Annotated in this window: 24 protein-coding genes; 10 read left to right on the plus strand and 14 right to left on the minus strand. The window is 66.7% G+C overall.

Annotated elements, in window-relative coordinates; genetic code table 11:
* Positions 1 to 10 precede the first annotated feature (10 nt).
* Together ACRCUN_RS12410 and ACRCUN_RS12415 are read right to left on the minus strand one after the other, a co-directional pair.
* Entirely contained in the window at positions 11 to 1,396 is a 1,386-nt protein-coding gene (locus ACRCUN_RS12410) for a GntP family permease (protein WP_462141932.1), read from the minus strand.
* Positions 1,397 to 1,701: 305 nt separating this feature from the next.
* Complete coding sequence (locus ACRCUN_RS12415; protein ID WP_462141933.1) at positions 1,702 to 2,265, minus strand: TetR/AcrR family transcriptional regulator; 564 nt, start codon at positions 2,263 to 2,265, stop codon at positions 1,702 to 1,704.
* Positions 2,266 to 2,404: 139 nt separating this feature from the next.
* Here ACRCUN_RS12415 and ACRCUN_RS12420 point away from each other — a divergent pair, with 139 nt between their 5' ends.
* Together ACRCUN_RS12420 and ACRCUN_RS12425 are read left to right on the plus strand one after the other, a co-directional pair.
* Entirely contained in the window at positions 2,405 to 2,818 is a 414-nt protein-coding gene (locus ACRCUN_RS12420) for an MmpS family transport accessory protein (protein ID WP_462141934.1), read from the plus strand.
* The gene (locus tag ACRCUN_RS12425; protein ID WP_462141935.1) at positions 2,815 to 5,631 is read left to right on the plus strand and encodes an MMPL/RND family transporter; all 2,817 of its coding nucleotides are present in this window, start codon (positions 2,815 to 2,817) and stop codon (positions 5,629 to 5,631) included. Before ACRCUN_RS12420 ends, ACRCUN_RS12425 begins: the two co-directional genes overlap by 4 nt.
* On the opposite strand, the gene ACRCUN_RS12430 is transcribed toward ACRCUN_RS12425, so the two are convergent.
* Positions 5,628 to 5,894 (minus strand): YdeI/OmpD-associated family protein, encoded by a 267-nt coding sequence (locus ACRCUN_RS12430; RefSeq protein WP_462141936.1) that lies wholly within the window; start codon positions 5,892 to 5,894, stop codon positions 5,628 to 5,630. The two genes, ACRCUN_RS12425 and ACRCUN_RS12430, sit on opposite strands and share 4 nt — an antisense overlap.
* A gap of 123 nt (positions 5,895 to 6,017) precedes the next feature.
* Between ACRCUN_RS12430 and ACRCUN_RS12435 the strand changes: the two genes are divergently transcribed.
* The 5 genes from ACRCUN_RS12435 to ACRCUN_RS12455 are packed head-to-tail and all read left to right on the plus strand — an operon-like array spanning position 6,018 to position 12,415.
* Positions 6,018 to 7,199, plus strand: a complete 1,182-nt coding sequence (locus ACRCUN_RS12435; protein WP_462141937.1) for an NAD(P)/FAD-dependent oxidoreductase — start codon at positions 6,018 to 6,020, stop codon at positions 7,197 to 7,199.
* A gap of 52 nt (positions 7,200 to 7,251) precedes the next feature.
* Positions 7,252 to 8,604: a 4-aminobutyrate--2-oxoglutarate transaminase gene (gene gabT / locus ACRCUN_RS12440; RefSeq protein ID WP_462141938.1), complete on the plus strand. Its 1,353-nt coding sequence runs from the start codon at positions 7,252 to 7,254 to the stop codon at positions 8,602 to 8,604.
* 13 nt (positions 8,605 to 8,617) lie between these two features.
* Entirely contained in the window at positions 8,618 to 9,823 is a 1,206-nt protein-coding gene (locus tag ACRCUN_RS12445) for an acyl-CoA dehydrogenase family protein (RefSeq protein ID WP_462141939.1), read from the plus strand.
* Between the two features lie 31 nt (positions 9,824 to 9,854).
* On the plus strand, positions 9,855 to 11,315 hold the full coding sequence (locus ACRCUN_RS12450; protein ID WP_462141940.1) for an aldehyde dehydrogenase family protein: 1,461 nt from the start codon (positions 9,855 to 9,857) through the stop codon (positions 11,313 to 11,315).
* A complete protein-coding gene (locus tag ACRCUN_RS12455) occupies positions 11,312 to 12,415 on the plus strand; it encodes a CaiB/BaiF CoA transferase family protein (RefSeq protein ID WP_462141941.1) in 1,104 nt (367 codons plus the stop codon). Before ACRCUN_RS12450 ends, ACRCUN_RS12455 begins: the two co-directional genes overlap by 4 nt.
* Positions 12,416 to 12,453: 38 nt before the next feature.
* On the opposite strand, the gene ACRCUN_RS12460 is transcribed toward ACRCUN_RS12455, so the two are convergent.
* The 10 genes from ACRCUN_RS12460 to ACRCUN_RS12505 form a co-directional block, all read right to left on the minus strand.
* A complete protein-coding gene (locus tag ACRCUN_RS12460; RefSeq protein WP_462141942.1) occupies positions 12,454 to 13,929 on the minus strand; it encodes a PucR family transcriptional regulator in 1,476 nt (491 codons plus the stop codon).
* 10 nt (positions 13,930 to 13,939) lie between these two features.
* The gene (locus ACRCUN_RS12465) at positions 13,940 to 14,776 is read right to left on the minus strand and encodes a gamma-glutamyl-gamma-aminobutyrate hydrolase family protein (RefSeq protein WP_462141943.1); all 837 of its coding nucleotides are present in this window, start codon (positions 14,774 to 14,776) and stop codon (positions 13,940 to 13,942) included.
* Positions 14,773 to 15,486, minus strand: coding sequence for a gamma-glutamyl-gamma-aminobutyrate hydrolase family protein (locus tag ACRCUN_RS12470; protein ID WP_462141944.1), 714 nt, complete (start codon positions 15,484 to 15,486; stop codon positions 14,773 to 14,775). The genes ACRCUN_RS12465 and ACRCUN_RS12470 overlap by 4 nt, the downstream gene beginning before the upstream one ends.
* The gene (locus tag ACRCUN_RS12475) at positions 15,483 to 16,202 is read right to left on the minus strand and encodes an ABC transporter substrate-binding protein (RefSeq protein WP_462141945.1); all 720 of its coding nucleotides are present in this window, start codon (positions 16,200 to 16,202) and stop codon (positions 15,483 to 15,485) included. Before ACRCUN_RS12475 ends, ACRCUN_RS12470 begins: the two co-directional genes overlap by 4 nt.
* Positions 16,199 to 17,584 carry a glutamine synthetase family protein gene (locus tag ACRCUN_RS12480; protein WP_462141946.1) on the minus strand — a complete coding sequence of 462 codons (1,386 nt, stop codon included), beginning with the start codon at positions 17,582 to 17,584 and terminating at the stop codon, positions 16,199 to 16,201. Before ACRCUN_RS12480 ends, ACRCUN_RS12475 begins: the two co-directional genes overlap by 4 nt.
* Positions 17,585 to 17,620: 36 nt before the next feature.
* A complete protein-coding gene (locus ACRCUN_RS12485) occupies positions 17,621 to 18,844 on the minus strand; it encodes an NAD(P)/FAD-dependent oxidoreductase (protein ID WP_462141947.1) in 1,224 nt (407 codons plus the stop codon).
* On the minus strand, positions 18,844 to 19,032 hold the full coding sequence (locus ACRCUN_RS12490) for a ferredoxin (RefSeq protein ID WP_067856493.1): 189 nt from the start codon (positions 19,030 to 19,032) through the stop codon (positions 18,844 to 18,846). The genes ACRCUN_RS12485 and ACRCUN_RS12490 overlap by 1 nt, the downstream gene beginning before the upstream one ends.
* 22 nt (positions 19,033 to 19,054) lie before the next feature.
* Positions 19,055 to 20,257 (minus strand): cytochrome P450, encoded by a 1,203-nt coding sequence (locus ACRCUN_RS12495; protein WP_462141948.1) that lies wholly within the window; start codon positions 20,255 to 20,257, stop codon positions 19,055 to 19,057.
* A 124-nt stretch (positions 20,258 to 20,381) separates the two neighbouring features.
* Entirely contained in the window at positions 20,382 to 21,113 is a 732-nt protein-coding gene (locus tag ACRCUN_RS12500) for a PDC sensor domain-containing protein (RefSeq protein ID WP_462141949.1), read from the minus strand.
* Positions 21,110 to 21,850: a FadR/GntR family transcriptional regulator gene (locus ACRCUN_RS12505; RefSeq protein WP_462141950.1), complete on the minus strand. Its 741-nt coding sequence runs from the start codon at positions 21,848 to 21,850 to the stop codon at positions 21,110 to 21,112. The genes ACRCUN_RS12500 and ACRCUN_RS12505 overlap by 4 nt, the downstream gene beginning before the upstream one ends.
* Before the next feature lie 164 nt (positions 21,851 to 22,014).
* Between ACRCUN_RS12505 and ACRCUN_RS12510 the strand changes: the two genes are divergently transcribed.
* Together ACRCUN_RS12510 and ACRCUN_RS12515 are read left to right on the plus strand one after the other, a co-directional pair.
* Positions 22,015 to 23,541, plus strand: a complete 1,527-nt coding sequence (locus ACRCUN_RS12510; protein WP_462141951.1) for an APC family permease — start codon at positions 22,015 to 22,017, stop codon at positions 23,539 to 23,541.
* A gap of 80 nt (positions 23,542 to 23,621) precedes the next feature.
* Positions 23,622 to 24,164: a putative immunity protein gene (locus tag ACRCUN_RS12515; protein ID WP_462141952.1), complete on the plus strand. Its 543-nt coding sequence runs from the start codon at positions 23,622 to 23,624 to the stop codon at positions 24,162 to 24,164.
* A gap of 13 nt (positions 24,165 to 24,177) precedes the next feature.
* Here ACRCUN_RS12515 and ACRCUN_RS12520 read toward each other — a convergent pair whose 3' ends face one another.
* A complete protein-coding gene (locus ACRCUN_RS12520) occupies positions 24,178 to 25,002 on the minus strand; it encodes an alpha/beta fold hydrolase (RefSeq protein ID WP_462141953.1) in 825 nt (274 codons plus the stop codon).
* A gap of 75 nt (positions 25,003 to 25,077) precedes the next feature.
* Between ACRCUN_RS12520 and ACRCUN_RS12525 the strand changes: the two genes are divergently transcribed.
* Entirely contained in the window at positions 25,078 to 25,656 is a 579-nt protein-coding gene (locus ACRCUN_RS12525; RefSeq protein WP_462141954.1) for a TetR/AcrR family transcriptional regulator, read from the plus strand.
* The last annotated feature ends 170 nt before the right edge of the window (positions 25,657 to 25,826 follow it).

Here is a 25,826-nt window from a genome sequence, read left to right on the forward strand (position 1 = left end):
TCCGTAGGTGTCAGAACAATAGGCTGGCCGGCAGGATCAGCAGGATCGCGACGACCGAGGCCACCGATACGCCGACCGTCACGGTCTTGAGCGCGCCACGGGTGGACTGCCCCATGAGCGACTGCAGCAGCCAGAACGTGTTGCTGGTGACGTGAACCGCGAACAGCGAACCCGCGCCGGCGGCGAGCGCGATGAGCACCGGGTCAAGGCCGATGATCGGCGCGACCGGGGCCAGGATGCCTGCTGAGGTGATCGCCGAGATGGTGACCGAGCCGACCGCGACGTGCAGCGCCGCGGCGATCGCCCACACCACCAACAGCGGGGCGGCGGTGCTCGCGGTGAAGTACTCGCCGAGGATGTCGCCAAGCCCTGCGGCCTTGATCGTGGCTGCGAGCGAACCGCCGACGCCGGTCAGGATGAGGATCTGGCCACTCTCCTTGAAGCCTGTAGCGATCGCTTTCTGGATCGCCTCGGCTCCCAACGCGTGACGGCCGACGAAGCTCGTGCCGACGAGGCCGATCAGCAGCGCGATCACCGGGGAGGACACGAATTTCACGATGGGATTGTGGATTTCGGCCGCGTCGAGGATCGCGCCGGTCGCGATGAGCACCAATGCGGCGAGCATCGGCGCGAACAGTACGAGTAGCGGGGTTTGCGTACGGGGTGTCGTCGCCGTCTTGACGGCCACGCCGCCGGTGGCGTCGGCGTCGGTGTCACCGGGCTCGTCGGTGGTCGGCTCTTCCCCAAGGAACGGCTGCTCGTCGCGATCGGCGTCCCACCAGCCGTGGTTGAACAGGAACGACATGATGGCCACCGAGATCGCGACCGTCGGGATCACCAGGCACACGCCGAACAGCAGCATCTTGCCGAGCGGGACACCGAGCAGTCCGGCCAGCGCCAGCGCGCCGACGCCGGGAACCGTGAGCACGATGCCGCATTCGAGGCCGATCGCCATCGCCACCGCCATCCGGGCGGTGCCGTTCTTGCCGATGCGCTTGGCGAGATTGCGTGCCAGCGGCGCCGAGATGACGAGGAGAACGTCGAGGAAGATCGACTGCAGGGCGGTCGCGATCGTCAGCGACATCGCATAGGGCATACGCTTCGGGCCGAACAGGCGCAGCAGCAGCTCGACGAGGCGCTCGATGGCGCCGGTCTGTTGCAGGATCGCTCCCATCAGGACGCCGAAGGCGATCAACAACCCGACCTCGGCCATGATGTCGCCGAATCCGAGCGTTATCGCCTCGATGGTCTTCTCGACACCGAGACCGACCGCCAACCCGAGATAGGCGGACCCGATCACGAGCGATACCACCGGGTTGAACTTGAACTTCACGATCATCACGACAACGGCGAGGATCGCGACCGCGGTATTGATCAACACTGCGGTGTGTGACATGGGCGAACTCCCTAGATCGACTCTTGCCAGCCGGTGGGTCACATCACTGGCACAGCGCGGTGTGATCTACGGCTCACTCACATTATGAGCACACACCCACAATATAAACAAGCTTGCGGGCCGCGTGAGGTCAACCTATGGGTATGTGGTGAGCCGATTCCTGTGGCGAGCGTGCAACCTGTTGTGGCGATCTCGGTCGCAGAGCGCAAAAGCCTGCACATTCGTCACAGTGCGTCACAAGAGAAGGCCGATTCCAGTCCCGGCATAGGAGCGGGACGGCGCAGACACCACGAGCACGGCAACGGTCACGAGCTGTCGACGTGCTGCCGGATCAGCTCCGTCAGCACTCGCCCGACGCGATCGAGCGGTGCGACCGTCTGGGTGGCGATCGCCATCACGATGGCACCTTCGACGGCAGCCAGCGTCGTCGTCGCGATGTCCCGGGCCGTGGCCGGTTCGATGTCGGCAGCGCACAGTTCGTCGGTCAGCTTGCGCTCCCACTCGGTGAACACCTGACCCGAAACCTCCGCCACTTCAGGAGCTTCGGTACGCCCCAAGGCCGCAGCGACAATCGGACAACCGGCAGTGAATTCACTCTCGGCGAGCGCGACACGCCATCCCTGGATGAACGTCTGGAGGGCGCGCACCGGCCCGTGCCCCGACAGCGCGGTGACAGCCTGGGTGATGGTGTGGCCGGCCACCGCGGTCGCCTCGGCGAGCAATTCGGATTTGCCGCCGGGAAAGTTCAGATACAACGAGCGGCGCGCGATGCCGGCTTGATCGATGAGCTCGGAGATTCCGGTGCCGGCAACGCCATGACGACGCATCAATCCAATAGCGCTGGCGATGAGGCGATCTCGTACGGCCACGGTGGAGCCCTTCTTCGTTCCGTCCCCCGACAGCCCGTTGACACTATCACGATCGGTCTACTAGTTTGCCGTAATCACATGTAGATCGATCGGTATAGCCCACGGGCTGCGCCGACGCGAGGCGGGTGGGGGTTTGCCGATGCGAAAACGATGGGTGTCCATCACGGTCGTCCTCGTACTGACCGCCACAGGCATGTTCATCGCCAGTCTGAGGTTGAGCCACATCCCCGACCTGGCCATCGGGCACTCCAACCGCCCGGCATCGATGGCCGAATCGCGCGTGAAAGTGCTCAGTTACGAAGTACAGGGACCAGTCGGAGCGTCGACGACGGTGTCCTATCTCGACGAGTCAGGGTTCGCCCAGAACGCCACCGCATCCCTGCCATGGACACTGCAGTTGCACACCCGCAACCTCACTGTCGCGGGTGGCGTGGTTGCCCAGTCGGAGGCCGGTGGGCTGACCTGCCGTATCCTGATCGACGGCGCGGTGCGCGATCAGCGCCACTCGGAAACCCAGCCGGGAGCGGTGAACTGCCAGGTGCTGGTGTCATGACGATCGGCGACGAGCGACGGCCCAGATTCGCCAACGCGCTCTACGTGTTGGCCATCCCGGTCATCCTTGGCTGGATCGCGTTGGCGGGCGTGCTGAATCTCGCGGTGCCCCAACTGGAAACCGTCATCAAAGAGCATGCCCGGTCCTTTCTGCCCGACGACGCCCCGTCGGTGCAGGCGATTTCGAAGATGGGCCAGTACTTTGGGCAAACGGGCACGAACAACTTCGTCTACGTGCTGCTGGAAGGTGACGAGCCGCTCGGCCCGCAGGCACACGACTACCACGGCAAGCTTCTGGCCACCCTCACCGCCGACACCGAACATGTGGTGTCGGCGCTGGACCTGTGGTCGGAACCGGACTTCGCGGCGGCAAATCAGAGCGCTGACGGCAAGAGTGCCTACACGCTGGTGAATCTGGCCGGGAACATGGGCACGGCCCTGGCCATGGAGTCGACGCAGGCAGTGCGCGACACCATCGCCGGCATGCCTGCGCCGCAAGGCATTCGAGTGCACGTGACCGGACCGTCGGCGATCGTCAACGACGAACTGGTGGAGATCAACGATTCGATCCTGATCATCATGGTGACCTGCGCCGCCTTGATCGCCATCATCTTGTTCTGGGTCTACCGCTCACCGATCACCGTGGCACTTCCGCTGCTCACCGTCGGCATGGGCATCGCCGTCGCGAGACCACTCGTCGCGTTCCTCGGCGACCACGGAATCATCGGCGTGTCCATCTTCGCGTCCGCGCTGCTCCTGGTCATCGTGCTCGGTGCGGGAACCGATTACGGCATCTTCCTTCTCGGCCGGTACCAGGAGGCCCGTCGCGCCGGCGAAGACCCGGCCAGTGCCTACTACACCGCGATGCGCGGCACCCAGCACATCATCCTGGCTTCCGGGATCACCGTCGCCGGTGCGACGGCGTGCATGTGCGTGACGCGCTTGGCCATCTTCAGCACGGCTGGTCTGCCGTGCACGATCGGCATCGCAGCGACCCTCGCCGCCGCCCTGACCCTCGGGCCTGCCCTGCTCGCGCTCGGCAGCCGCCTGGGTTTCTTCGAACCCAAACCCCAACCGTCGCTGCGTCGGTGGCGCCGTATCGCCACCACCGTGGTCCGCTGGCCGGGTCCCGTACTGGTGGGCGCGATGTCGATTCTCATCGTGCTGATGCTGCTCGTGCCGACGCTGCGGGTGAGCTACAACGAGCGCATCACTCAGCCCAGTGACACCCCGTCCAACCTCGGGTTCGCCGCGGCAGACCGCCACTTCCCGCCGAACATCATGGCGCCCAGCCTGTTTCTGATCGAAGCCGACCACGACATGCGCAACCCGGCCGATCTGCTCGCACTGGCCAAAGTCACCAACGCGATCCTGCAGATCCGCGGTATCGACAACGTCCAGGGGATCACCCGTCCGCTCGGCGTCCCGCTGGAACAGGCGACCCTGCCCAACCAGGCCGGGTACATCGGCAACCGCATCGACCAGATCACCGCACTGTTGACGCAACGACTCGACGACCTCAACGCGCTCGGCGCATTGCTTGGCCGGCTCAACGGCACGATCTCAGGTGCCCGAAAAGCCTTGACGGACACCAATCAGGGGTTCGACCGGGTCAACGACAGTGCCGCACAGCTGCAGACGCAGCTGACCGATGTGACCACGAAACTCGCCGACATCCGCGGTACGGCCGAACCGGCACGCCAGTTCATCGGATCGCTGCCCAATTGCCAAACCCTCGCACCGTGCCAATCCGTACTCACCGGCTTCGCGCTGCTCGACGACGTCGACCGCATCAACGCGCCAGTGACCGGATTGGCCGACGGCGCTCGCGCGGCATCGTCGACGCTGCCCCAGTTGTCGGCCCAGATCGGCAGCCTGACGTCGTTCGTCGATCAGCTGACTCAGCTCGTCTCGCCGCTGCAGGCCGCCCTCGGTGTGCTCATCCCCCAGATCTCGCAGATCACCGAGTTCACCAACGAGATTCGCGAGACATTCGCCCACGGCACCCCGAACGAGTTCTTCTTCCTGCCGAGCCAGGCGTTCGAAAGCCCGCTGTTCCATCGCGCCTTGCCGCTGTTCTTCTCGGCCGACGGCAAGGTCACCCGCATGATCGTCACACCCGAGATGGAAGGCTTCAGCCGCGAAGCCATGGACGTGGCCGCCGAGCTCGTTCCGTCTGCGCTGCAAGCGATGAAGGGCACATCACTGGCCGGCAGCACCGTCAGCGTCGGCGGTCCGGGCGGCACGTTGCTGAATCTCGAGGCCTTCACCGAGGAGGACTTCACCACCAGCGTGGTCGCCGCGTTCGCGTTCGTGTTCTGCGTGATCCTGATTCTGTTACGCAGCCTGGTGGCGGCGATCACCGTGATCTCGACGGTCGCGATCGCCTATCTGTCCGCGCTCGGGCTGTCGATCCTCATCTGGCAGCACCTGCTCGACAATCCGCTGCACTGGTCGGTCGCGCCGATCGCGTTCACGTTCCTGGTCGCCGTCGGAGCCGATTACAACCTGCTGCTGGTGGCGCGCTTCAAGGAAGAACTCCCGGCGGGCATCAAGACCGGCATCATCCGATCCATGGTCAACACCGGTGGTGTCGTCACCACCGCCGGACTTGTCTTCGGGCTCACGATGTTCGGGATGCTGGCGAGTTCGGCGCACAATATCGCCCAGATCGGCACCGTCGTCGGGATCGGCCTCTTCCTCGACACTCTCATCGTGCGCTCCTACGTCATCCCCGCCATCGCGACCCTGACCGGCCGCTGGTTCTGGTGGCCCGAGAACATCCTCCGGCGGACGGCCCCGAACGTGCGCTAACGGCCGTTTCGCTCGCGGTGCTTGCAGCCGGGCCAGCAGCACGGCCGGCGCATGCCCTCCTCCAATTCCTCCTGGGTGCGGCGGATCCGGCGCTCGCGCGTGGCCTGCTGCTTGGCGTCTTCGACCCAGCAGATGAACTCATTGCGCGCCAACGGCGTGATGTCTTTCCACGCGGCCAGGGCCGTGCCGTTGCCGATCAGCGCTTCCCGCAGGTCGGCGGGAAGTTTGTGCACCACGCCCCCGGGAACTCGCTTGCCGCTCATGCAGTCACGGTAACCCGTACGCGCGCTCAACCCAGACACGAGGGTGACTCCCGTCACACCGTGTCACAGCTCGGCAGTGAGCGGCATCTTGTGATCATCGAACCCGTGAGGACAGGAGACACCATGAACGCCCGCACGCACGTCGTCGTCATCGGCGGTGGCTACGCCGGAACACTGGCGGCCAACCGTCTACAGCAGAACAGCGAAATCGACATCACGCTCGTCAATCCGCGCCCGCGTTTCGTCCAGCGCCTGCGATTGCACCAATTCGCGGCTGGCACCGGCGAGGCCACGGCCGACTACGGTTCGCTTCTCGGCCGCCGCGTAAACCTGGTCGTGGACAACGCCGACCGTATCGACACCGCCGCGCGGACAGTGCAATTGGCGTCGGGCCGCGCGCTCACCTACGACTATCTGATCTACGCCGTCGGCAGCACGGGTGCCGCTCCGGCAACGGTGCCCGGTGCTGCCGAATTCGCCTACCCCATAGCGGAATTGGAGCACGCCGCTCGGCTGCGCGGCGCCATCGCGGACTTGAGCCCGGACGCCTGGATCACCGTGGTCGGAGGCGGGCTCACCGGCATCGAGACAGCCGCCGAACTCGCCGAACAGGGCCACAAGGTCATCCTGGCCTGCGGCGGCAGGCTTGCTCCGTCGTTCTCCGACCCTGCCCGGCGCTCGGTGGCCGACTGGCTGACCAAGCACGGTGTCGGAGTTGTCGAGACCGGCGTGGTGGCCGAGGTACGCGCCGACAGTGTGGCGCTGGCCGACGGCACCGACCTGCCCAGCGCCGTCACGGTGTGGACGGCGGGATTCGGCGTACCCGACCTCGCCGGGCGCAGCGGCCTGCGCACCGACCCGCTGGGCAGGCTGCTGACCGACGAGACACTGACGAGCGTCGACGACGACCGCATCGTGGCGGCGGGTGACGCGGCCGCCCCGTCCGGACAACCGCTCCGGATGAGTTGCTACACCGCCGGACCCACAGCCGCCACCGCGGCCGACACCGTGCTCAGCCGCATCGCCGGTGCTCAACCGGCCGTGCTCGACCTGGCGTACACGGTGACCAACGTCGGCCTGGGCCGGCGAGCCGCCCGGTTCCAGTTCACCCGCAAGGACGACACCCCGGTCAACGTCTACATCGGTGGCCGCATCGGCGGCCGTATCGCCGGCGCGATCAAGGAGGCCGTCACGAAAGGCACGTTGTGGGGCATCCGTCGCGAGGGCCGCAAGCCGGGCTCGACCGTATGGCCCAAGGGCGGCATTCGGCCTGTCGTGGCCGAGTTGGACAGCAGTCATCCCTGAGATGTACAGATCGGCCATCGGCTGATCGGGGCGGCGGGCCTAGCCTGGACGCATGACTGCGTCTCTCGTGGGCGGGCCCGCACTGCAGCAAGTGCGCCGGGTCCGCACCGACATACCGGGCCCCCGCTCGCTCGAACTGGCCGAACGCCGCGCGGCGGCACTGCCGGCCGGGCTGGCCAGCGCGGCCGGGGTGTACGTGGCCGCGGCCGGCGGCGGTGTCGTGGTCGACGTGGACGACAACTCGTTCATCGACCTCGGCAGCGGGATCGCGGTCACGACCGTCGGCAACGCCGCCCCGGCCGTGGTCTCCAAGGCGGCCGCGCAGCTCGCGCAGTACACCCACACGTGTTTCCTGGCCACCCCGTACGAGCCGTACATCGAGGTGGCGGAGGCGTTGAACCGGCTCACGCCCGGTGACCACGAAAAGCGCACCGCCCTGTTCAACACCGGCAGCGAAGCCGTCGAGAACGCGGTCAAATACGCGCGCGCCGCGACCGGGCGCCCGGCGGTCGTGGTGTTCGACCACGCGTTCCACGGCCGCTCGCTGCTGACCATGACGATGACGGCCAAGAACCAGCCGTACAAGCACGGTTTCGGGCCGTTCGCCCCCGAGGTGTACCGCGCGCCGATGGCCTACCCGTACCGCTGGCCGTCGGGACCCGACAACTGCGCGGACGAAGCCTTCAGCCAGTTCACGCAACTCATCGACGCGCAGCTCGGCGCCGACGCCGTGGCGTGCGTGGTGGTCGAGCCCATCCAGGGCGAGGGCGGCTTCATCGTGCCCGCACCAGGGTTCCTCGCCAAGGTGGCCGAGTTCTGCCGCGACCGCGGCATCATCTTGGTCGCCGACGAAGTGCAGACCGGCATCGCCCGCACCGGCGCCTGGTTCGCGTGCGAGCACGAAGACCTGGTGCCCGACCTCATCACCACCGCCAAGGGACTGGCCGGCGGTATGCCGCTGGCCGCGGTCACCGGCCGCGCCGACATCATGGACGCCGCACACGCGGGCGGCATCGGCGGCACCTACAGCGGCAATCCCGTGGCGTGCGCCGCCGCACTCGGTGTCCTCGAGGAGATCGAGACCGGCGGTCTCATCGAGCGTGCCCGCCTGATCGGTGACCTGATGGTGCAACAACTGCGCGACATCGCCGCCACCACCGGCGTCATCGGCGAGATCCGTGGCCGGGGCGCCATGATCGCCGCCGAGCTGGTGGCGCCGGGTACCCGCGAACCCAACCGCGAGGCCGTCGCCGCCATCACCCGACACTGCCAGAACAACGGGGTATTGACCTTGACGGCAGGGACTTTCGGCAATGTCCTACGCTTCCTGCCGCCGCTGACCATCTCCGACGACCTGCTCGCCGAGGCCTTCGAGGTCGTACGCGACGGCTTTGCGAATCTCTGACAAGGAGTTGACCATGACCGCAACAACCGCACCGAACAAGAAGGCCACCTACGCGCCGCTCGAGCTGTTCGACACCGACCGACTGCTCGACGACGACGAGCGCGACATCGCCGCCACGGTACGCAGGTTCGTCGAAACCCAGCTCAAGCCCAACGTCGAGCAGTGGTTCGAATCAGCCACGCTGCCAAAGGAACTCGGCAAAGAGTTCGGCAAGCTGGGCGTGCTCGGCATGCACCTGGACGGCTACGGCTGCGCGGGCACCAATGCCGTCAGCTACGGCCTGGCCTGCATGGAGCTCGAGGCCGGTGACAGCGGGTTCCGCAGTTTCGTGTCGGTGCAGGGCTCGCTTTCGATGTTCTCGATCCACCGCTACGGATCCGAGGAGCAGAAGAACGAGTGGTTGCCGCGGCTGGCGACCGGCGACGCGATCGGCTGCTTCGGCCTGACCGAGCCCGACTTCGGCTCCAACCCTGCCGGCATGCGGACGCGTGCTAAGCGCTCCGGCGCCGGAGAAAATGCGGACTGGGTGCTCAACGGCACCAAGATGTGGATCACCAACGGCAATCTCGCCGACGTCGCGACGGTATGGGCACAGACCGACGACGGCATCCGGGGCTTCCTCGTGCCCACCGACACACCGGGATTCACCGCCAATGAGATTCACCGCAAGCTCTCGCTGCGGGCTTCGGTGACCTCCGAGCTGGTACTCGACAACGTCCGTCTGCCCGCATCGGCACAGCTGCCGCTTGCCGAGGGGCTCAGCGCGCCGCTGTCCTGTCTCAACGAGGCCCGGTTCGGCATCGTGTTCGGCTCGCTCGGCGCGGCTCGCGACAGCTTGGAGACCGCGATCGCCTACGCGCAATCCCGCGAGGTGTTCGACAGGCCGCTGTCGAGTTTCCAGCTCTCCCAGGAGAAGCTCGCCAACATGACCGTCGAGCTCGGCAAGGGCATGCTGCTGGCGATCCACCTTGGCCGCATCAAGGACGCCGAAGGCGTGCGTCCCGAGCAGGTGTCGCTGGGTAAACTCAACAACGTCCGGGAAGCCATCGCGATCGCCCGCGAATGCCGAACCTTGTTGGGTGGCAGCGGAATCACGCTGGAGTACTCGCCGCTGCGGCACGCCAACAACCTCGAATCCGTGCTGACCTATGAGGGCACATCCGAGATGCATCTGCTTTCCATCGGCAAGGCGCTGACCGGTCAGGCGGCGTTTCGCTGATGAGCGCCTGCGCGAAGAAGAGAATGCACCGATGAGCGCACAGATCCAGCACCTCATCGGCGGCGAGTGGTTGGCAGGCAGCGGCGGTGAGCTGCGCAGCCTGAACCCGGCCCGCCCGAGCATCGTCGTGGCCGAAGGGGCGGGCGCTGTCGCGTCCGATGTCGACGCGGCCGTGGCCGCGGCCACCTCGGCAGCCGCCGCGTGGGCGGCCACGCCGATCCACCAGCGCGGCGCGGTGCTGCTGGCCGCCGCCGACGTGGCCGAGCGCAACGCCGAGGCGTGGGGGCTCGAGCTCGCCACGGAGGAAGGCAAGACCCGCGCCGAGGGCGTCGGCGAGGTCCGGCGCGCCGTGCAGATCCTGCGCTACTACGGCAACGAGGGTGATCGCCAGGCCGGCGAGATCTTCGCCTCACCGCGGGCCGGTGAACAGATCCTGGTCACGCGCAAGCCCATTGGTGTCGTCGGGATTATCACGCCGTTCAACTTCCCCATCGCGATCCCGGCGTGGAAAATCGCACCCGCTCTGGTGTACGGCAACACCGTGGTGTGGAAACCCGCGAGCACGGTTCCGCTACTGGCGATGCGGCTTGCCGAAGCGCTGACGACCGCCGGGCTGCCCGCCGGGGTGCTCAACCTGCTTGTCGGCGGCTCGGCAATCGGCGATGCGATCGTCGGCCACGCCGGAATCGACGCCATCACCTTCACCGGGTCCACCGGAATCGGGCGTCGCATCGCCTCAGCCGCTGCCGCGCGCGGGGTGCCCGTGCAGGCCGAGATGGGCGGTAAGAACGCAGCGGTGGTGCTCGACGACACCGACCTCGACCTCGCCGTCGAACAGGTGATGCTCGGCGCGTTCCGGTCCACCGGCCAGAAGTGCACGGCCACATCGCGATTGATCGTCACCGACGGCATCGCCGACCGGTTCTTGACCCTGCTGGCCGACCGGGCGCAAGCACTGACCGTCGGTGACCCGACCGACGATGCGACCCAGATGGGCCCCGTCGTCAACGATTCCGCGCACAAGTCGATCTCCACGGGCATCGACACCGCCACTGCTCAGGGCGCAACCCTGTTGGCCGGTGGTCATCCCTATACCGACGATCTGCTCGCCGAGGGCTACTTCGTTCCGCCGACGATCGTCGAGCTCAACGGCACGTCCGCGGACGTCTGGAACGAGGAACTGTTCGGTCCTGTGCTCGCCGTCAAACGGGCCTGCGACGCCGACGAGGCGTTCGCCCTGGCCAACGACAGTGAATTCGGCCTCTCCGCAGCAGTGTTCACTCAGGACGTCACGCGTGCGTTGCAGGCCGTCGACCACATCGATGTCGGCGTCCTGCACATCAACTCCGAGTCTGCGGGCGCCGATCCGCACGTACCGTTCGGCGGGGCCAAGAAGAGCAGGCTCGGCCCGAAAGAACAGGGCGGCGCGGCTCGCGAGTTCTTCACCCACACCACCACGGTGTATCTGCGTGGTGGGAGCGCGGGCGCATGAGCGCATACGCGTTGGACGGACTGGTGGTCGTCGACTTCAGCCGGGTGCTCGCCGGGCCGTACGCGACGATGATGCTGGGCGACTTCGGCGCCGAGGTCATCAAAATCGAACGCCCCGGAGTGGGCGATGACACCCGCCAGTGGGGACCGCCCTACGATTCGGCCGGCGTGGCAACGTATTTCAACGCCGTGAACCGCAACAAGCGATCCGTCGTGCTGGATCTGACCGATCCCGCCGATGTCCAGCGGGCCCGCGATCTGGTGGCCGGGGCCGACATCGTCGTGGAGAACTTCCGGCCGGGAACCATGGAGAAACTCGGTCTGGGGTACGACGACCTGCGTGCGATCCGTCCGGATCTCATCTACTGCTCGATCACCGGATTCGGCCGCGACGGCGGTGCCGATCTGCCCGGGTACGACCTGCTGGTGCAGGCTGTCGGCGGGTTGATGAGCGTGACCGGAACCGAGCCGGGTGATCCCACCAAAGCCGGTGTCGCCCTGGTGGATGTCCTCGCGGGCCTGCACGCGTTGAGCGGAATCCTCGCTGCTCTCAACCACCGCAATCGTACCGGCGAGGGGCAGCGCGTCGACACCAATCTGTTGTCGGTCTTGTTGTCGTCCATGGTCAATCAGGCCTCGGGCTATCTGGGCGCCGGCGCCGTGCCGCAGATCATGGGTAACCGCCATCCCAGCATCGCCCCCTACCAGACGTTCGACACCGCTGACCGTCCCATCGCGATCGCCGTCGGAAACGACAAGCAGTTCCGGGCGTTTGCCGGCGCCATCGGAAGCCCCGAGCTCGCCGACGATCCCCGGTTTTCGTCGAATCCTCAGCGCGTGGCGAACCGGGATGAGTTGTGCGCTCTGATCGAAACCGAGTTGAAGGGCAACGGCGCCGACCATTGGTACACCGCGCTGACTGCGGTGGGGGTGCCGGCCGGGCCGATCAACGACCTGGCCGAGGCATTCGCGTTCGCGCGTGACCTCGGGATCGAGGCCGAGGTGTCGGTGCCCGATTCGCCCACCCCGCAAGTGGCGAATCCGGTCACGATGTCGGCCACTCCGGTGACGTACCGCAGCGGGCCGCCGTCGCTGGGATAGGTTCCTCGGAAGACGGCGCCTGGACTCACCCGACAGATCTAGCCGGACCGCCGGCTCGCCAGCAGGCGTCGCGCCTTGAGCGCCAACCAGAGTTGCGCCCGGCTGTCCGCGGATTCAAGGTCGTCACCCAAAACCTCGCTGATGCGGCGCAGGCGATTGCGCAGGGTGTGCCGGTGGACCCCGAGATCCAATGCGGCGGCTTCGACCTGGCCATTGCGCCGCAGGAACGCCTCGAGCGTATCGACCAGTTCGTCACCAACGAGAGGTTCCACAGGAGTCGCGAGCACCCGGAGCTCGGCTCTGCTTCGGCCGCCGAGAAGCACCCCGTAGGTGCCCAGTTCGACGAATTCGGTGAAGCCGGAACCCGACCTGGCCGCGAGACGCGCTTGCTCAAGGCCCACGGCGATATCCGAGATCCGGACGGGCAGGCTGGCGCCGCCACCGGGTCTCAACTCATCTTCGGAGAGCACGCTGAGAAGTCGACGCCGGCTTCCGGCCGCAGGCACAACGATCACCAGTTCATCGCCGATCGGCGCCATCAGGAAGGTGTTCAACAGACGCCCCAGAGCTTGTTCGGCTGCCAAGACCGGGCCGACGCTGTCGAACACCACCACGACGACGTCACTGTCCGGTTCAAAACCGAAGTAGCGCAGCACCGCGCTGTCCACCGATCCGGATCCGCACAACAATTCGCGTGTCACCGCGGTGCGCAACAACTGTTCGGCGTCGCTCACCCGGGCCGGCTTCTCGATCGCGATCGAGATGAGCGATACCGCGTGCGCGACCAGCAGGCGGTCCGAGTTCGACAACGGCCCAACCGTCCGCACCGCGAGCTGGCCTCGAACCGGCTGGGCCGCCCTGAGATTCTGAACCGTGACGAAGGCGTCACCGTCAGCGGTTACGTAACCGCCGTGCCGGCGGCCCGCCGGGACCGACTCGGTCAGCAGCCCGATCAGCCGCTCCCGCTCGGGCCCTCCGGTGGCGAGCACGGTGTTGTCGGTATCGACGACGACGACGGTCGCCGGCAGGCAGTCGGCGAGTGCGCTCACCACGCCGGGGATACCGCCCCGCAACGTCGCGCGTGCGAGCACTTCCTGTTGGTCGACGACCTGCTGGACCGAGCGCAGCTCGTCGGCCTTGAGCGCATCGATGACCACACGCGCGATCGCGATGAAGGGTGTCGAGGCAGGCACCTTGAGCACCGGCATCCCGGTCTGGTCACCGGCAGCGCGCACACCCTCCGGCACGTCGGTGAACGTGGTGCCGGTGTCGACGGCGAGGGCAGCGGTGCCTGCCGCTGCCAGCCGCGCGACGTACGCGGCTTGCGCAGCGTCGTCGGTGCCGATGTTGATACCCGTCGTCATGACGAGCTCGCCCCCAGCGAGATACGGGGTGGGGTCGGCAAGCTCGATGGCGTGCGCCCAGGCGATTTCGCGGTCGGCGGCCTGCGTCCCGGCGACCAACGACAAGCCCAGGCTCTCGACTTGAGCCAGGTCCCGTGCAGTGATCGCCACAGGAGCAGTCTTACTCGCTCACTGCCGCCGAAGCCACTGAGGCCACACTCCCCTGGCGCGTCTGCTCCGCCGCGGCGACGAACGCACTGAACAACCGGAGCCGGTCAGCCTCCGGGCCGTACTCGTCTTCGGGATGCCATTGCACGCCCAGGTAGAAGCGTGACGGGTCCTCGATGCCTTCGACGATGCCGTCCAAGGCGCGAGCGGCCACGACGAGCCCTTCGCCCACGCGGTCGACCGCCTGGTGATGGCCGGAACGCCCGATGACCCGCTCGGTACCGAGGATCGACGCCAGCCGCGTGCCCGCCACGATGTCGATCGGCTCGTCGACGAACTCGGGTTCACCGGGTGCGCCGTGATGGAGTTTGTAGTCGACGATGTCGGGAATGATGGTGCCGCCCCGGGCGACGTTGAGCAGTTGCGAACCTCGGCAGATGCCGAAGATCGGGCGGTCGGCGGCCTCCGCGGCGGTGATCGCGGCGAACGCGTCGCGGTCGGCGCGTGCGTCGACACCGTACGCCTTCGGGTTCGGCGTGCTGACGCCGTAGCACGAGCCGTCGATGTCGCCACCGCCGAGCAGCAGGAGGCCGTCGAATTCTCCTGCAGCCGAGGGATTGTCGAGTGCAGCCGTGGTGTCCCACAGTTCGTAGGACGCACCGAGCTCGATCAACGTCGTCAGCGCGAGGCGCGTGAACCGGCGGATGAGCGCGACGTCCTCGGGACTGATGTCCGGAAAGTTGAGCGAAGCCAGCACGCACACATGGGCGCGTGGCGTCTCCGGCATCGGCAGATCCGGGGTGACGTCTTGACGGCTCACCGGGTCTTCCGCGGACTGAGGGCTGCTCACTTGGTTTCCTTTCGTTTGCGGGCACGATCGACCAGATCGGCGAACAGTGCGGCGTCGGTGTCCGAGCTGGCGTGACGGTCCTCGGGATGCCACTGGACGGCGACGATGTCGGACCGCCGGTGCTCGACCGCCTCGACGATGCCGTCGGCCGCGACGGCCGTCACCGTCAAACCGGTGCCAAGTCGGTCCAGCGCCTGATGGTGGTAGGACGACACCGCGATGCTCTCACAGCCCACGATGGCGTGCAGCCGCGAGCCGCTCACGACCTCGACGTCGTGAACGGCGTTGTGGTGCGCGGTGTTCGTTTCGTGCACATGCTGTGTGAGACTGCCGCCGAGCCCGACGTTGAGGACTTGCATGCCCCGGCAGATCGCCAGCGTCGGCATGTCGAGTTCGATGACGGCTCGGGTGACGCCGAGATCGAAGTCGTCCTGAAACGCCACCGTGTCGTGCGTCTCGGGCGCGCGTTCCTGTCCGTAGCGGCCGGGTGCGACATCGGCACCGCCCGGAAGCAGTATCCCATCGAAAGCCGCCAAGCGGCCCGGCAGTTCGGCCTCCGGATCGGCGGCCGGGCCGTGCAGGACGACGGGCTCGCCGCCCGCCGCCCACACGGCTTCACAGATGGCTTCGGCGGCGAGGGTTGCCGAGAAGCGCAGGATCGGCACCTGCACGGCCCGCCGGCCGACCACGGCGACCAGCGGTCTGGTCACTGCGACCCGCCGAACGGATAGTCGAGGGTCGGCAGCCATTCCTTCCATACGTCGTGCAGGCGGCCGGAATCGATCATCCGGCCGAGCGCACCATCGAGTTCGGCCAATGTGTCCGGCCGATCCTTGGAAACCGCGATCCCCCACTTGTTGGCGGTCTGCACCGTGAAGGCGAGTTCGTAGTCGGGGTGCGTCGTACCGAGGGGGACGAACACCACGTCGTCGTCGACCACGGCGTCGACGTCCTTGGCGAGCAATGCGGCCAGCATGTCGGCGTACACGTCGTCGGATCCGGGTCCGAATGCCACCGGCACTGCGCCGGTGAACGTTTCGACGAGCGCCATGTTGGTGCTGTTCTCGATCGCGGCGACCTTGCGGCCCACGAGATCCTCGGGTGTGTGGATGTCGGCACCCCGCCGCACCAGCACCCCTTCGTGGAAGATCGCGTACGGCCGGGTGAAGTCGACCTGCGCCTGCCGCTCGGCGGTGATGCCCTGACCGCACAGCACCGCGTCGGCGTCGCCGCGTTGCACGGCGGGGATCATGTCGACCCACGGCACCCGTACCCACTCGACGGGCCTGCCGAGTTCGGCGCCCAGTGCTTCGGCGACGCCGGGTTCGTAACCCTTGCGGCCGTGCTCAGGCGTCCACAGCGAAAACAGTGGCGGCGCTTCGGCGTCGAGGCACGCCAGCCTCAGTGCGTTCCCGTTTTGGTTCACGGCGTGTCATCCCAGTACATATCGCGCTCCCAATCAGTGACGTATCCACAGAATCGAGCCCACTCATCGGCATGGAAGTCGATGAGCAGATCCGACAACTTCGGTCCGAATGCCTGCGTCAGCACCTCGTCGGCGCGGAAGGCGTCGATGGCCTCGCCCAGCGTCAGCGGCAGGGCGGGGAATCGCGTGTCCTGCGCGGTGTCGTAGGACGAGCCCTGCGTCGGCTGTCCCGGGTCGATGGCGTTCTTCATCCCGTCCTCGCAGGCCGCGAGAATCACCGCGTGCGACAGGTACGGGTTGACGCTCGCGTCGGGCAGCTTGTACTCGAGGCGGCCGTTGGCCGACAACCGGACCGTGCAGGTCTTGTTGTCGAGGCCCCAGTTGATCCGCGACGGCGCGAATTGTCCGTCGTCCCAATACCTCTTGTAAGAGTTGACGGTCGAACCGTTGACGAGCATGGCGCCGGCGGTGTGGGCCAGCAGTCCACCGAGTGCGTGCTGGCCTACCTCGGACAGGTGCAGCTCGGTGACTCCCGGATCAGCGAGCACGTTGACATCGTCGCGCCAGAAACTGAAGTTGTGGTGGCAGCCGTTGCCCATCATGCCAGTGGCCGGTTTGGGCATGAAGCTCGCGTGGATGCCGAGTTCGCGCGCCACCTGCTTGCAGATCTGGCGGTATGTGGTCAGCCGGTCGGCGGTGAGATCGGCACGGTCGTACATGAAGTTGAGCTCCACCTGGAACTCGTCTTCGTAGTCGCCTTCGATCATGTCCAGACCGAGCGCCTGCGCATACTCGACCACCTTCTTGACGATCGGGCGGTTCCGCTCGAGGTGCTCGATGTGGTAGGCAGGACTCGATCCGGGCCGGAAGCTCGCCTCCAAACCTTCGCCCTGCCAGGTCATCTCGGGTTCGCAGCCGGTGCGCAGTTCCAGGCCGGTGCGGTCGATGAACGCGGCGTGCATGCGGCGCAGCAAGCCCCGGGTATCGCACGCGAATTCGGCGCCGGCACCCTCGGCCAGGTGGTCGGGCTCGTAGAGCCGGCAGAACACCCGGGCGAACGTGGTGTCCCAGGGCAGCACCGCGAAGGTCTCCAGGTCCGGGACCGCGGTGTATTCGGGAGCGTTCACGCCGCCGGCCAGCAGCACACCCTCACGCGTGCCCTGCAGGTTAGCGACCGCGGTCTGGTGCTGCTGTACGCCTTTGGTGGCCAGTCGTTCGAAGTGCCGCGCCGGGGCTACCTTTCCGACGACGCGGCCGGTGATCGTGATCGCTTGGAAATAGACGAATTCCACGCCGCGGTCGGCGATTGTCTCCAGGGCCGCGGCCAGATCGGGACTGGTGGCGTTCGCCTGTCGATGTGAGTCGAGTGGTGTCGTAGTCATCGGGTCACCTCTTTGTTGGGAAGGGAAAGGAAGTTCTCACGCCGTCACGTCGACGGCGGTGAAGGCTTCACGGAGCACGCGGCACCGTGCGGGGCTGAGGTTGACGGCGACCGTCCCGACATGTCGGCCGTCACGGTGGTAAGTCGCGATGACGCCGCCGGTCAGGTCGTCGAGAGTGCCTTCGTCGAAACGGATTTCATCGGCGAGAGCCGGTGATCCGTAACTCTGCAGACGCAGGTCGAGCTGATCGCTCCAGAACGCCGGAACGGGTGCGAACGGTGTCGTGTCGTCGGGCTCGCCGGCCACTCGGCCGGCCAGGGTCGCCGCGGCCCGTTTGGCGGTGTCGCTCGGGATCGACCAGTGCTCGACACGGCGGGCCACGCCGTCGAAGAGCGGATTAGGAAAGCGCGCGAGATCGCCGACCGCGACGGCGTCGGTGGCGCCGACGACCGCGAGATGATTGTCGGTCAGGACACCGTCACTGAGGTCGAGCCCATTGCCGTCAAGCCATTCGACATTGCAGACCGACCCGACAGCCTCGACCACGAGGTCGGCGGACAGGGTCTCGCCGGTTCCGAGTTCGACGCCCGCGACAACGTCGTCGCCGGTGAACGCGACAACACCGGTTCCGATGACGAAGTCGATGCCCTTGGCGGTGTGGTGGCGCTGGATCGCGGTGGCCAGTTCGGTTCCCAGGACGCGCTGCATCGGTGGGCCGACCGGTTCGACCACGGTCACATGGTGTCCCAGCGCGCTCAGGGTTCCCGCCACCTCGCAGCCGATGAACCCGCCGCCGACCACGACTATGCGGCTGTGGGGCAGCAACGCGTTGCGCAGTCCGAGGCAGTCTTCGACGGTACGCAGCACGTGGCGCCCGCGCTCGGGGCCGGGCACGGTGAGCCGGCGTGGCCGCAGTCCGGTCGCGACGACGAGCCCGTCGTAGGACACCGTCTCGCCGGAATCGACCGTGACGGCGTGGGCGTCGAGGTCGGCGTCTGACACATACGCGCCGAAGCGGAAGTCGACGTCAGCAACGCTGGCCCGCCTGCGGAAGGCCAGGCGACCGGCCAGCTCCTCGGGTGCAATCGAATCAGGGTTGGCGAGAGCGTCTTTCGACAGCGGCGGGCGGTTGTACGGGAAGTGGTGTTCGGCGGAGAACACCGTGATGGGCCCGGTGTGGCCGCATGCGCGCAGCTGCTCAGCCGACCGAAGGCCGGCCAGCGAGCCGCCGACGACGGCGACGTGACGCGGCGTCGACATCAGTCCTCGATGAAGATGGCCTGGGCCGGGCAGACGTCCGCGGCTTCTTCGACGTAGTCGCGCTCGGAATCATCGGGGTTGCCATTGAATTCGAGCTTGCCGTCGTCGTTCATCGTGAAGACGGCCGGGGCGGCGATGGCGCACTGGCCATGGTCCTGGCAGAGCGAGAGATCGACGGTGACGCGCATGGGAAGTCCTTTCGTATGCCGGTCAGGGGGCTGGGGTGAAACCGATGGGCAGTTGGATCGGCCCGGTGTTGCCCGAGTCGGGCAGCCAGGTGGCGCCGGGCAGTTCATAGGGCTCGCGCAGCCGGCGGGCCAGCAGCGGCAGCGCCTCGCTCATGTCGGAGCGGGCCACGAAATGCCCGAGGCAGTGATGGGCGCCGCCACCGAAACCGAAGTGCGGCTTGCGCTCAGCGGTGATGTCGAAACCCGGCTCGAATACGCGGGGGTCGGTGCCCGCCGACTCACTGTAGAGATGGACGGTGGTGCCGGCCGTGAGCATCGCGCCTTCGTATTCGAAGTCCTCCAGCACTTCTCGCGTCACCCACCGCACGGTCGGGTTGACCCGCATGACCTCCTCGACGGCCTTGCCGCCGAGGTCGGGTCGCTCGGCGAGCAGCCGCCATTGGTCGAGGTTGGCCATGAAGGTCTGCATCGCGAGGCCGAGTTGGTTGCGGGTCGTGTCGAAGCCCCCGAAGATCAACAGCACCATGGCATCTCGCAGCTCGGTGTCGCTGAGCCGGCCGTCTTCGGGACGTGAAGCGTTGACGAGTGCGGTGACGAAGTCGTCGCGCGGGTTCTTCCGGCGATCGGCGATGAGGTCGTCGCAGTACGTGTAGAGCCGCTGCAGCGCCGCCTCGATCTTGGGCAGGTCGTCGCGCAGCGTCACGCCAAGTGCCAGCCCGATCGTGACCGATTCGGTGGAGATGATCCTCCACTCGCCCTCGGGGATCCCGAGCATGATGGCGATCACCCGCGCGGCATACGGTTCGGCGAACTCGCTGACGAATTCGCAGCGGTCGGGCTCGGCGAAGTCGTCGATGAGCTCGTTGGCGAGCGCCTGAAACCTCGGCACCAGACCACCGATGAGCTTGGGCGAGAACGCGGGGTTCATGAGCCGGCGCAGCCGGTGGTGCTCTTCGCCCTCTTTGTTCAGGATCCAGCTGGCGAACCATTCGGCGAACGGGCCCTCGGTCACGCCGTTGTGAGCCGGCCAGGCGACACTGCCCTGCCGCAGCTTGGGGTGCTTGAGGAGCCGGCTGACCTGTTCGTAGCGCAGCACCGCGATGCCGTATGGCGTGGTGGCATACCAGCTCTGCTCGCGAGCCTCGTGGACCTCGGCCGACGTGATGGAAAACGCCGGGTCGGCGACGTCGAAAACGGGGACGGGGCCGAGGGTGGTGGACGACATCGGGATTACCTCCGAGATCTCGGGACCGAATGGTCACTAAATACTCTAGAAGTAGATTCTTAATGTCAATAGGCGGAAGCGGATTGGTTGTTAAGTGTCAGTTACGAACGATTCACCTGGGGTTTCAGCGGGCTTCGGGCCAGGCGATCGCCAGCACCCAGCCGATGCCAAGGGGCATCTCGGCGACCTCGCGGAACGTCGACGAATCATCGGCCGGCCCGGTTGCGGGCATGGCGGGCAGCCGTGAGCCGACGATCCATCGGGGCGTGTTCGCGGCGATGACTCGCCGTTCGGTGCTGATCACGACCGCGTCCTCGCTCGTCTGGCGCAACACCTCGAGCAGCTTGCGTTCGACGTCGCCGACCACCAGGTCAGCGCCGGCCACCCCGAGGAAGGTCCCGTCGTCGGTGACGATCGGGATCGTCGCGGTGATCGTGTACATGTCCGACCCGCTGTAGTCGACGTACGGGCCGTAGGCCACGCGCGCTTGGCCGCGCAGCGCCAGCTGATACCAGTCCATCTGCAGGTAGTCGTAGACGTCGACGCTCGTCGGGTCGAAGTTGAGACGCAGGCGGGCCACTCGATCGTCGCGCCGCTGCCACCAGGCGAGATAGCGCTCGCGCCCTTCGACGACGAACGGGGCCGCGATGAAACCCATGCCCCATACGCCCCGCTCATCCTGGAGTAGCTCGGCGAGCATGCGCTGCAATCCACTGAAGTGCGCCTCGGTGAGCGCGGCCCGGGGCGGCCTGCTGCGCAAGACCACCTCGGCAATGCGGCCGAGGAGCGCATAGATCGGCTCCAAGGGCTCCGAAGCCTGCTCGGCGAGGCGATGCGCCAGCGTGTCGTCGGTCATCCGGCGGGTTCCTGGGTCGTGAGGTCGAGATGGACCGAAGTCAGTCGCGGAAGCTGGCCCATCACATGGTCTTCGGCAACGCGACGCGCCTCTAGCGGATTCTCGGCGGCCACCGCCGCGGCGATCGCGTGCAGCTCCTCAACGTAGGCGCCCACGTCTACCGGAGGGCCGATGGGCAGCCAGACCAGGCCGGCGACTTCGGCCTGAAGGTTGGCTTCCCGACGGGCCAGCCGCGCCGATTGGGAGGCCACGGCCACCTCGATGTGGAAGCGACTGTCCGCGCGGATGCGGTCGCCCAACGTGGTGGCCGAGTCGAGTTGATCGGTGAACGCAAAGAGCCGCCGCACCACATACGGCGCCGCCCGCTCGGCCGCAAGCCGGGCCGCCTGGCCGGCGATCGCGGTGTGCTCGTCGAACAGATCGCGCAGGTCAGAGGCGCTCATCGCAGACAGTCGCGCGGCCAGCTGGTCGACGGGAGGGCCCGCGGGCCGTCGGACGAACGACCCACCGCTGCGGCCACGGCGCGTCTCGACCAGCTCTTGTTCGCGCAGGGTGGCCAGGGCTTCCCGCACGGTCATGGGTGCGACACCGAATTGGGCGGCCAGATCGACCTCGACCGGCAGCCGCTCACCGTCGTCGAGCAATCCCAGATGGATCGCCTCGGTGATGCGTTGCACGATCTCGTCGGCCCGGCCCACCGGGGCCTCTGGCGCGACGAGGGGCGACAACGACGACACCGGCGTCTCCTCCTCCGCGAACACCCTCTCCTGGAGGGTCCGTCGTCGGCAATCTACCCGATTTTGAACAAATTCTGCCGTTCCGGTTGCCCGTTAAACAATAGGACTGTAGTTTTTCGCACTACTTCACTACAGTGACCTCAATCACCCAAGAAAGTAGGGCGATGTCAACCTCCAGCCCAGAACGCCCCGACGAGGGGTACTACTCGTACCACGATGAGGACGACGCCGCGCATCTGCATGCTCTCGGCTACAAGTCGGAGTTCAAGCGCGACATGAGCCCGTGGGCGAACTTCTCGCTCGGCTTCACCTACCTGTCCCCCGTTGTCGGCGTCTACACGCTGTTCGCCTTTGCCCTGGCGACCGGCGGGCCGCCGATGATCTGGAGCTTCCTCATCGTCGGCGTGGGCCAACTGTTGGTGGCACTGATCTTCAGTGAGATCGTGGCGCAGTTCCCGGTCGCGGGCGGCGTGTATCCGTGGGCGCGGCGGCTGTGGGGCCGCCGATATGCGTGGATGACCGGCTGGGTCTATCTGGTGGCGCTGCTCGTCACCATCGCCTCGGTGGTCTACGGCGCAGGCCCGTTCATCGCGGCGACGTTCGGGATCGAAGCGACCGTGAACAACACCATCGCGTTCGCTCTCGCGCTGCTGGCGCTGGCAACCGCCGTCAACTTCATGGGCACGAAAGTCCTTGCGAAAGCGGCGATCATCGGCTTCACCGCCGAGATCATCGGCGCGCTGATCGTCGGCGGATGGCTGCTGATCGCACATCGCCACCACAACCTCGGTGTCCTGTTCGACAGCTTCGGCGCGGGCGGCGACGGCAACTACCTGTGGGCGTTCGCCGCCGCGGCACTGATCGGCGTCTTCCAGTACTACGGTTTCGAGGCCTGTGGCGACGTCGCGGAAGAGGTGCCCAACCCGGGGCGCCTCATCCCCAAGGCCATGCGTCGCACCATCTACATCGGCGGCGCCGCCGCGACGTTCGTGTGCCTCGCCCTCGTGCTGGCGGTCGCCGACATCCCCGCCGTCATCGCCGGTGAGAACACCGATCCGGTGAGCACCGTCCTGAACGAGGCCTTCGGCCCGGTGGGTTCCAAGGTCATCCTCGTCATCGTGCTGATCTCGTTCCTGTCCTGCGCGATGAGCCTGCAGGCCGCGGCGAGCCGGCTGGCCTACTCCTACGGCCGTGACGGCATGATCATGGGCAGCTCGCTGCTCAACAAGTTCTCGGCGACCCGCCATGTCCCGCCGTATGCGCTGCTGCTGGCGGCCCTGGTGCCCGCGGTGATCGTGATCGGATCGAAGGTGTCCACCGACGCCATCACGAAGATCATCAGCTTCGCGGCCTTCGGTATCTACCTCGGATTCCAGATGGTGGTCCTCGCGGCGCTGCGGGCCCGGCTCAAAGGCTGGGTGCCCAGCGGCAAGTACACGCTCGGCAAATGGGGTCTGCCGGTCAACATCGCCGCCCTCGCCTACGGCGTCATCGCGATGATCAACATGGCGTGGCCCCGCACCCCGGACGCGCCGTGGTACGACAACTGGATCGTCGCACTGTCTGCGGTGGTCGTCGTGGGAATCGGATTGGTGTACATGACGATTCATCCGCTGCACGACCGCAGCACCGCGCCATTCAGCGATGCCATCCCGCAGAAGTCTGAGGCGCGCAAGGTTCCGACGGCCTGAGGGTCGACGAAGCCGCGCGATCAGAACGGCCCCCGGAGTCCGCTCCCGGGGCCGTTTTCGCGTCGGCGCACAATGGCGTCATGGCCCCCGACCCGACCGCGATCGCGTTGAGCGTGCCGGACCTCCGCGAGGTCACGGCGTTCGCCGCCGGCTGCGCGGAAGTCGCGGTCGGGATCTTTCAAGCCGATCGGCCCGACGACCCGCGGCCGCGGGCGGCAATCGAGGCCGCATGGGATTTCGCTCGCGGCGGGCGCCGCGGGAAGTCTCTCCGGGATACCGCATGGGCGGCGCTCAGAGCGGCCAAGGAGACCGACAACCCCGCTGCGCGGGAAGCGGCGATGGCGGCGATGTCTGCCGCCGGGGCGGCATACTTACATCCGTTGGCCAAGGCCACGCAGGTGAAACACATTGTCGGGGCGGGCGCGTTCGCGGCCCGGGCGGCCGAGCTTTTCGCGGGTGACGATCGCACCGTCGGGGCCGAGCATCTTGATCGAGCAGTGAAGCGAGCGACGCCTGCCGTCGTCGCCGTCCTGCACCGCTTCCCGCACGCGCCGGACGGCGGTGGCCGAGTCGGTGAGTTGATGCGCGAGTTGGATTCTCAACTCCGCCACGGCCGCCGGTGAGTCCGGATTCCGGTCACTGTACGAACTCCCGCAACGCCTTTGCCATCGCCTGGGGTTGATCCTCGGGTATCAATGTCCACGCGTCGTCGATGACGATCTTGGTGGCGTTGGGATAGAGCGCCACCAGGCGGTCTGCGTGCTCAAGCGGCATCATCAGATCTTCGCGCGCCCAGACGACGAGCACCGGTCGGGTGAATGTCCGCATCTGGTCTGACATTTCGAGCAGCCGACGACGCGAGGGCGCGCCCGTGGCGAACTTCACCAGGTCGCGGCGGATTGCCGCGTTCTCGACGGAAGGCCGAAACCACTCGTCGTACAGTGAGTCGGGAATCCCCTTCTTGCTCATCGCGCCATAGGCCCGGCGGCTGCGCCGGAAGAACTTTGTGCCGAACATTCTGCTCAGTACCCATCCACCACCCGGAAAGCGGCACAGGAGCGCTGCCGGACGAGCAGGCTTGGGCGGGTAGTTGTCGAACGCCGTGCACGAGGCGAGCACCAGCTTGCCCACCCGTTTGTCCCGGCCTTCCGAGATGATGAATTGCCCTCCGCCCCAATCGTTGAGGACCAGTGTCACGTCATCGAGGTCAAGCGCGTCGAGAAAGTCGGCGAGGATGCGGGCCATTCCGTCCTCGGTCAGAACCGCGTCGCCGTTCATCGGCGTGGTGTGCGCGCCCATCGGAAGTGTCGGCGTGATGCAGCGGTAACCGGGCAGCAGTGGCAGGACCTTGCGCCATTGTCGGCCGTCCATGAGCAGGCCGTGACCGAAAACCAGGATGGGCCCGTCTCCACCGGTGTCTTCGTACGAGACGGGACCGGCAGGCAGGTCGACTGTGGGCATTCGACACTCCTAGATAGATCGTTCTACTCAGGCTGACGATATGCTGTCCCGGTACCCCGCGCAAGGAGTGATGCCATGGCCGACCTCGGCACCCGCGACCGGATCCTGGAGGCAACGGCGGAGCTGTACCGGCGCCAAGGCATGGCGGCCACCGGACTCAAACAGATCTCGAGCGCGGCCCGCGCACCGTTCGGCTCGATCTACCACCACTTCCCCGGTGGCAAGGAATCGATCAGCGTGGAGGTCATCCGATGCGAGGGCGTGCGGTACGGCGAGTTCGTCGGCGCAGAGCTGGCGCACACCGATCCCGCCGACGGCATTCCACAACTGTTCGAAAACGCCGGCCGACTCCTGGAGTCCCAGGACTACAGCGAGGCGTGTTCGATCGAAACCATCGCCCTGGAAGTCGCGAGTACCAACGAACGGCTACGACGCGAAGCCGCCGAGGTGTTCGAGAACTGGCTGACACGGCTCGCGGACTGGTTCGGGCAGCTCGACCTCACCGGCGAGCAGAGCCGACGCTTGGCGGTGACCACGTTGACCGCCCTCGAGGGAGCATTCGTGTTGTGCCGCACACTGCGGTCGACCGAGCCGATGACGATCGCCGGTCACGGCGTGCAGGCCGCCGTGGCTGCCATGCGTGCCGAGAAGTAGGTGCTGCATCGCCGAATCCCGTTGCGCAAGAGTGCGATAGAGATTGGCAGTGACCTACGCTACTTCTTGCCCCGAAAGTGACCGCAGCACAGTCGATCCTGGTGCGCGAGTCCAGAACACTGAAGAGCTGTAGTGAAACTCACACCAAGAAAGTTGCTTTACCCAGAATT

The organism is Mycobacterium venezuelense, from assembly GCF_054919535.1.

Excerpts from the sequence above, each read along its gene's own strand:
- ACRCUN_RS12430 (WP_462141936.1), bottom strand. The coding sequence starts at position 5,894 with ATGAGCGGCAAGCGAGTTCCCGGGGGCGTGGTGCACAAACTTCCCGCC.
- ACRCUN_RS12450 (WP_462141940.1), top strand. The coding sequence starts at position 9,855 with ATGAGCGCACAGATCCAGCACCTCATCGGCGGCGAGTGGTTGGCAGGC.
- gabT (WP_462141938.1), top strand. The coding sequence starts at position 7,252 with ATGACTGCGTCTCTCGTGGGCGGGCCCGCACTGCAGCAAGTGCGCCGG.
- ACRCUN_RS12520 (WP_462141953.1), bottom strand. The coding sequence starts at position 25,002 with ATGCCCACAGTCGACCTGCCTGCCGGTCCCGTCTCGTACGAAGACACC.
- ACRCUN_RS12455 (WP_462141941.1), top strand. The coding sequence starts at position 11,312 with ATGAGCGCATACGCGTTGGACGGACTGGTGGTCGTCGACTTCAGCCGG.
- ACRCUN_RS12445 (WP_462141939.1), top strand. The coding sequence starts at position 8,618 with ATGACCGCAACAACCGCACCGAACAAGAAGGCCACCTACGCGCCGCTC.
- ACRCUN_RS12515 (WP_462141952.1), top strand. The coding sequence starts at position 23,622 with ATGGCCCCCGACCCGACCGCGATCGCGTTGAGCGTGCCGGACCTCCGC.
- ACRCUN_RS12410 (WP_462141932.1), bottom strand. The coding sequence starts at position 1,396 with ATGTCACACACCGCAGTGTTGATCAATACCGCGGTCGCGATCCTCGCC.
- ACRCUN_RS12435 (WP_462141937.1), top strand. The coding sequence starts at position 6,018 with ATGAACGCCCGCACGCACGTCGTCGTCATCGGCGGTGGCTACGCCGGA.
- ACRCUN_RS12510 (WP_462141951.1), top strand. The coding sequence starts at position 22,015 with ATGTCAACCTCCAGCCCAGAACGCCCCGACGAGGGGTACTACTCGTAC.
- ACRCUN_RS12495 (WP_462141948.1), bottom strand. The coding sequence starts at position 20,257 with ATGTCGTCCACCACCCTCGGCCCCGTCCCCGTTTTCGACGTCGCCGAC.
- ACRCUN_RS12420 (WP_462141934.1), top strand. The coding sequence starts at position 2,405 with ATGCGAAAACGATGGGTGTCCATCACGGTCGTCCTCGTACTGACCGCC.
- ACRCUN_RS12485 (WP_462141947.1), bottom strand. The coding sequence starts at position 18,844 with ATGTCGACGCCGCGTCACGTCGCCGTCGTCGGCGGCTCGCTGGCCGGC.
- ACRCUN_RS12490 (WP_067856493.1), bottom strand. The coding sequence starts at position 19,032 with ATGCGCGTCACCGTCGATCTCTCGCTCTGCCAGGACCATGGCCAGTGC.
- ACRCUN_RS12480 (WP_462141946.1), bottom strand. The coding sequence starts at position 17,584 with ATGACTACGACACCACTCGACTCACATCGACAGGCGAACGCCACCAGT.
- ACRCUN_RS12425 (WP_462141935.1), top strand. The coding sequence starts at position 2,815 with ATGACGATCGGCGACGAGCGACGGCCCAGATTCGCCAACGCGCTCTAC.
- ACRCUN_RS12525 (WP_462141954.1), top strand. The coding sequence starts at position 25,078 with ATGGCCGACCTCGGCACCCGCGACCGGATCCTGGAGGCAACGGCGGAG.
- ACRCUN_RS12500 (WP_462141949.1), bottom strand. The coding sequence starts at position 21,113 with ATGACCGACGACACGCTGGCGCATCGCCTCGCCGAGCAGGCTTCGGAG.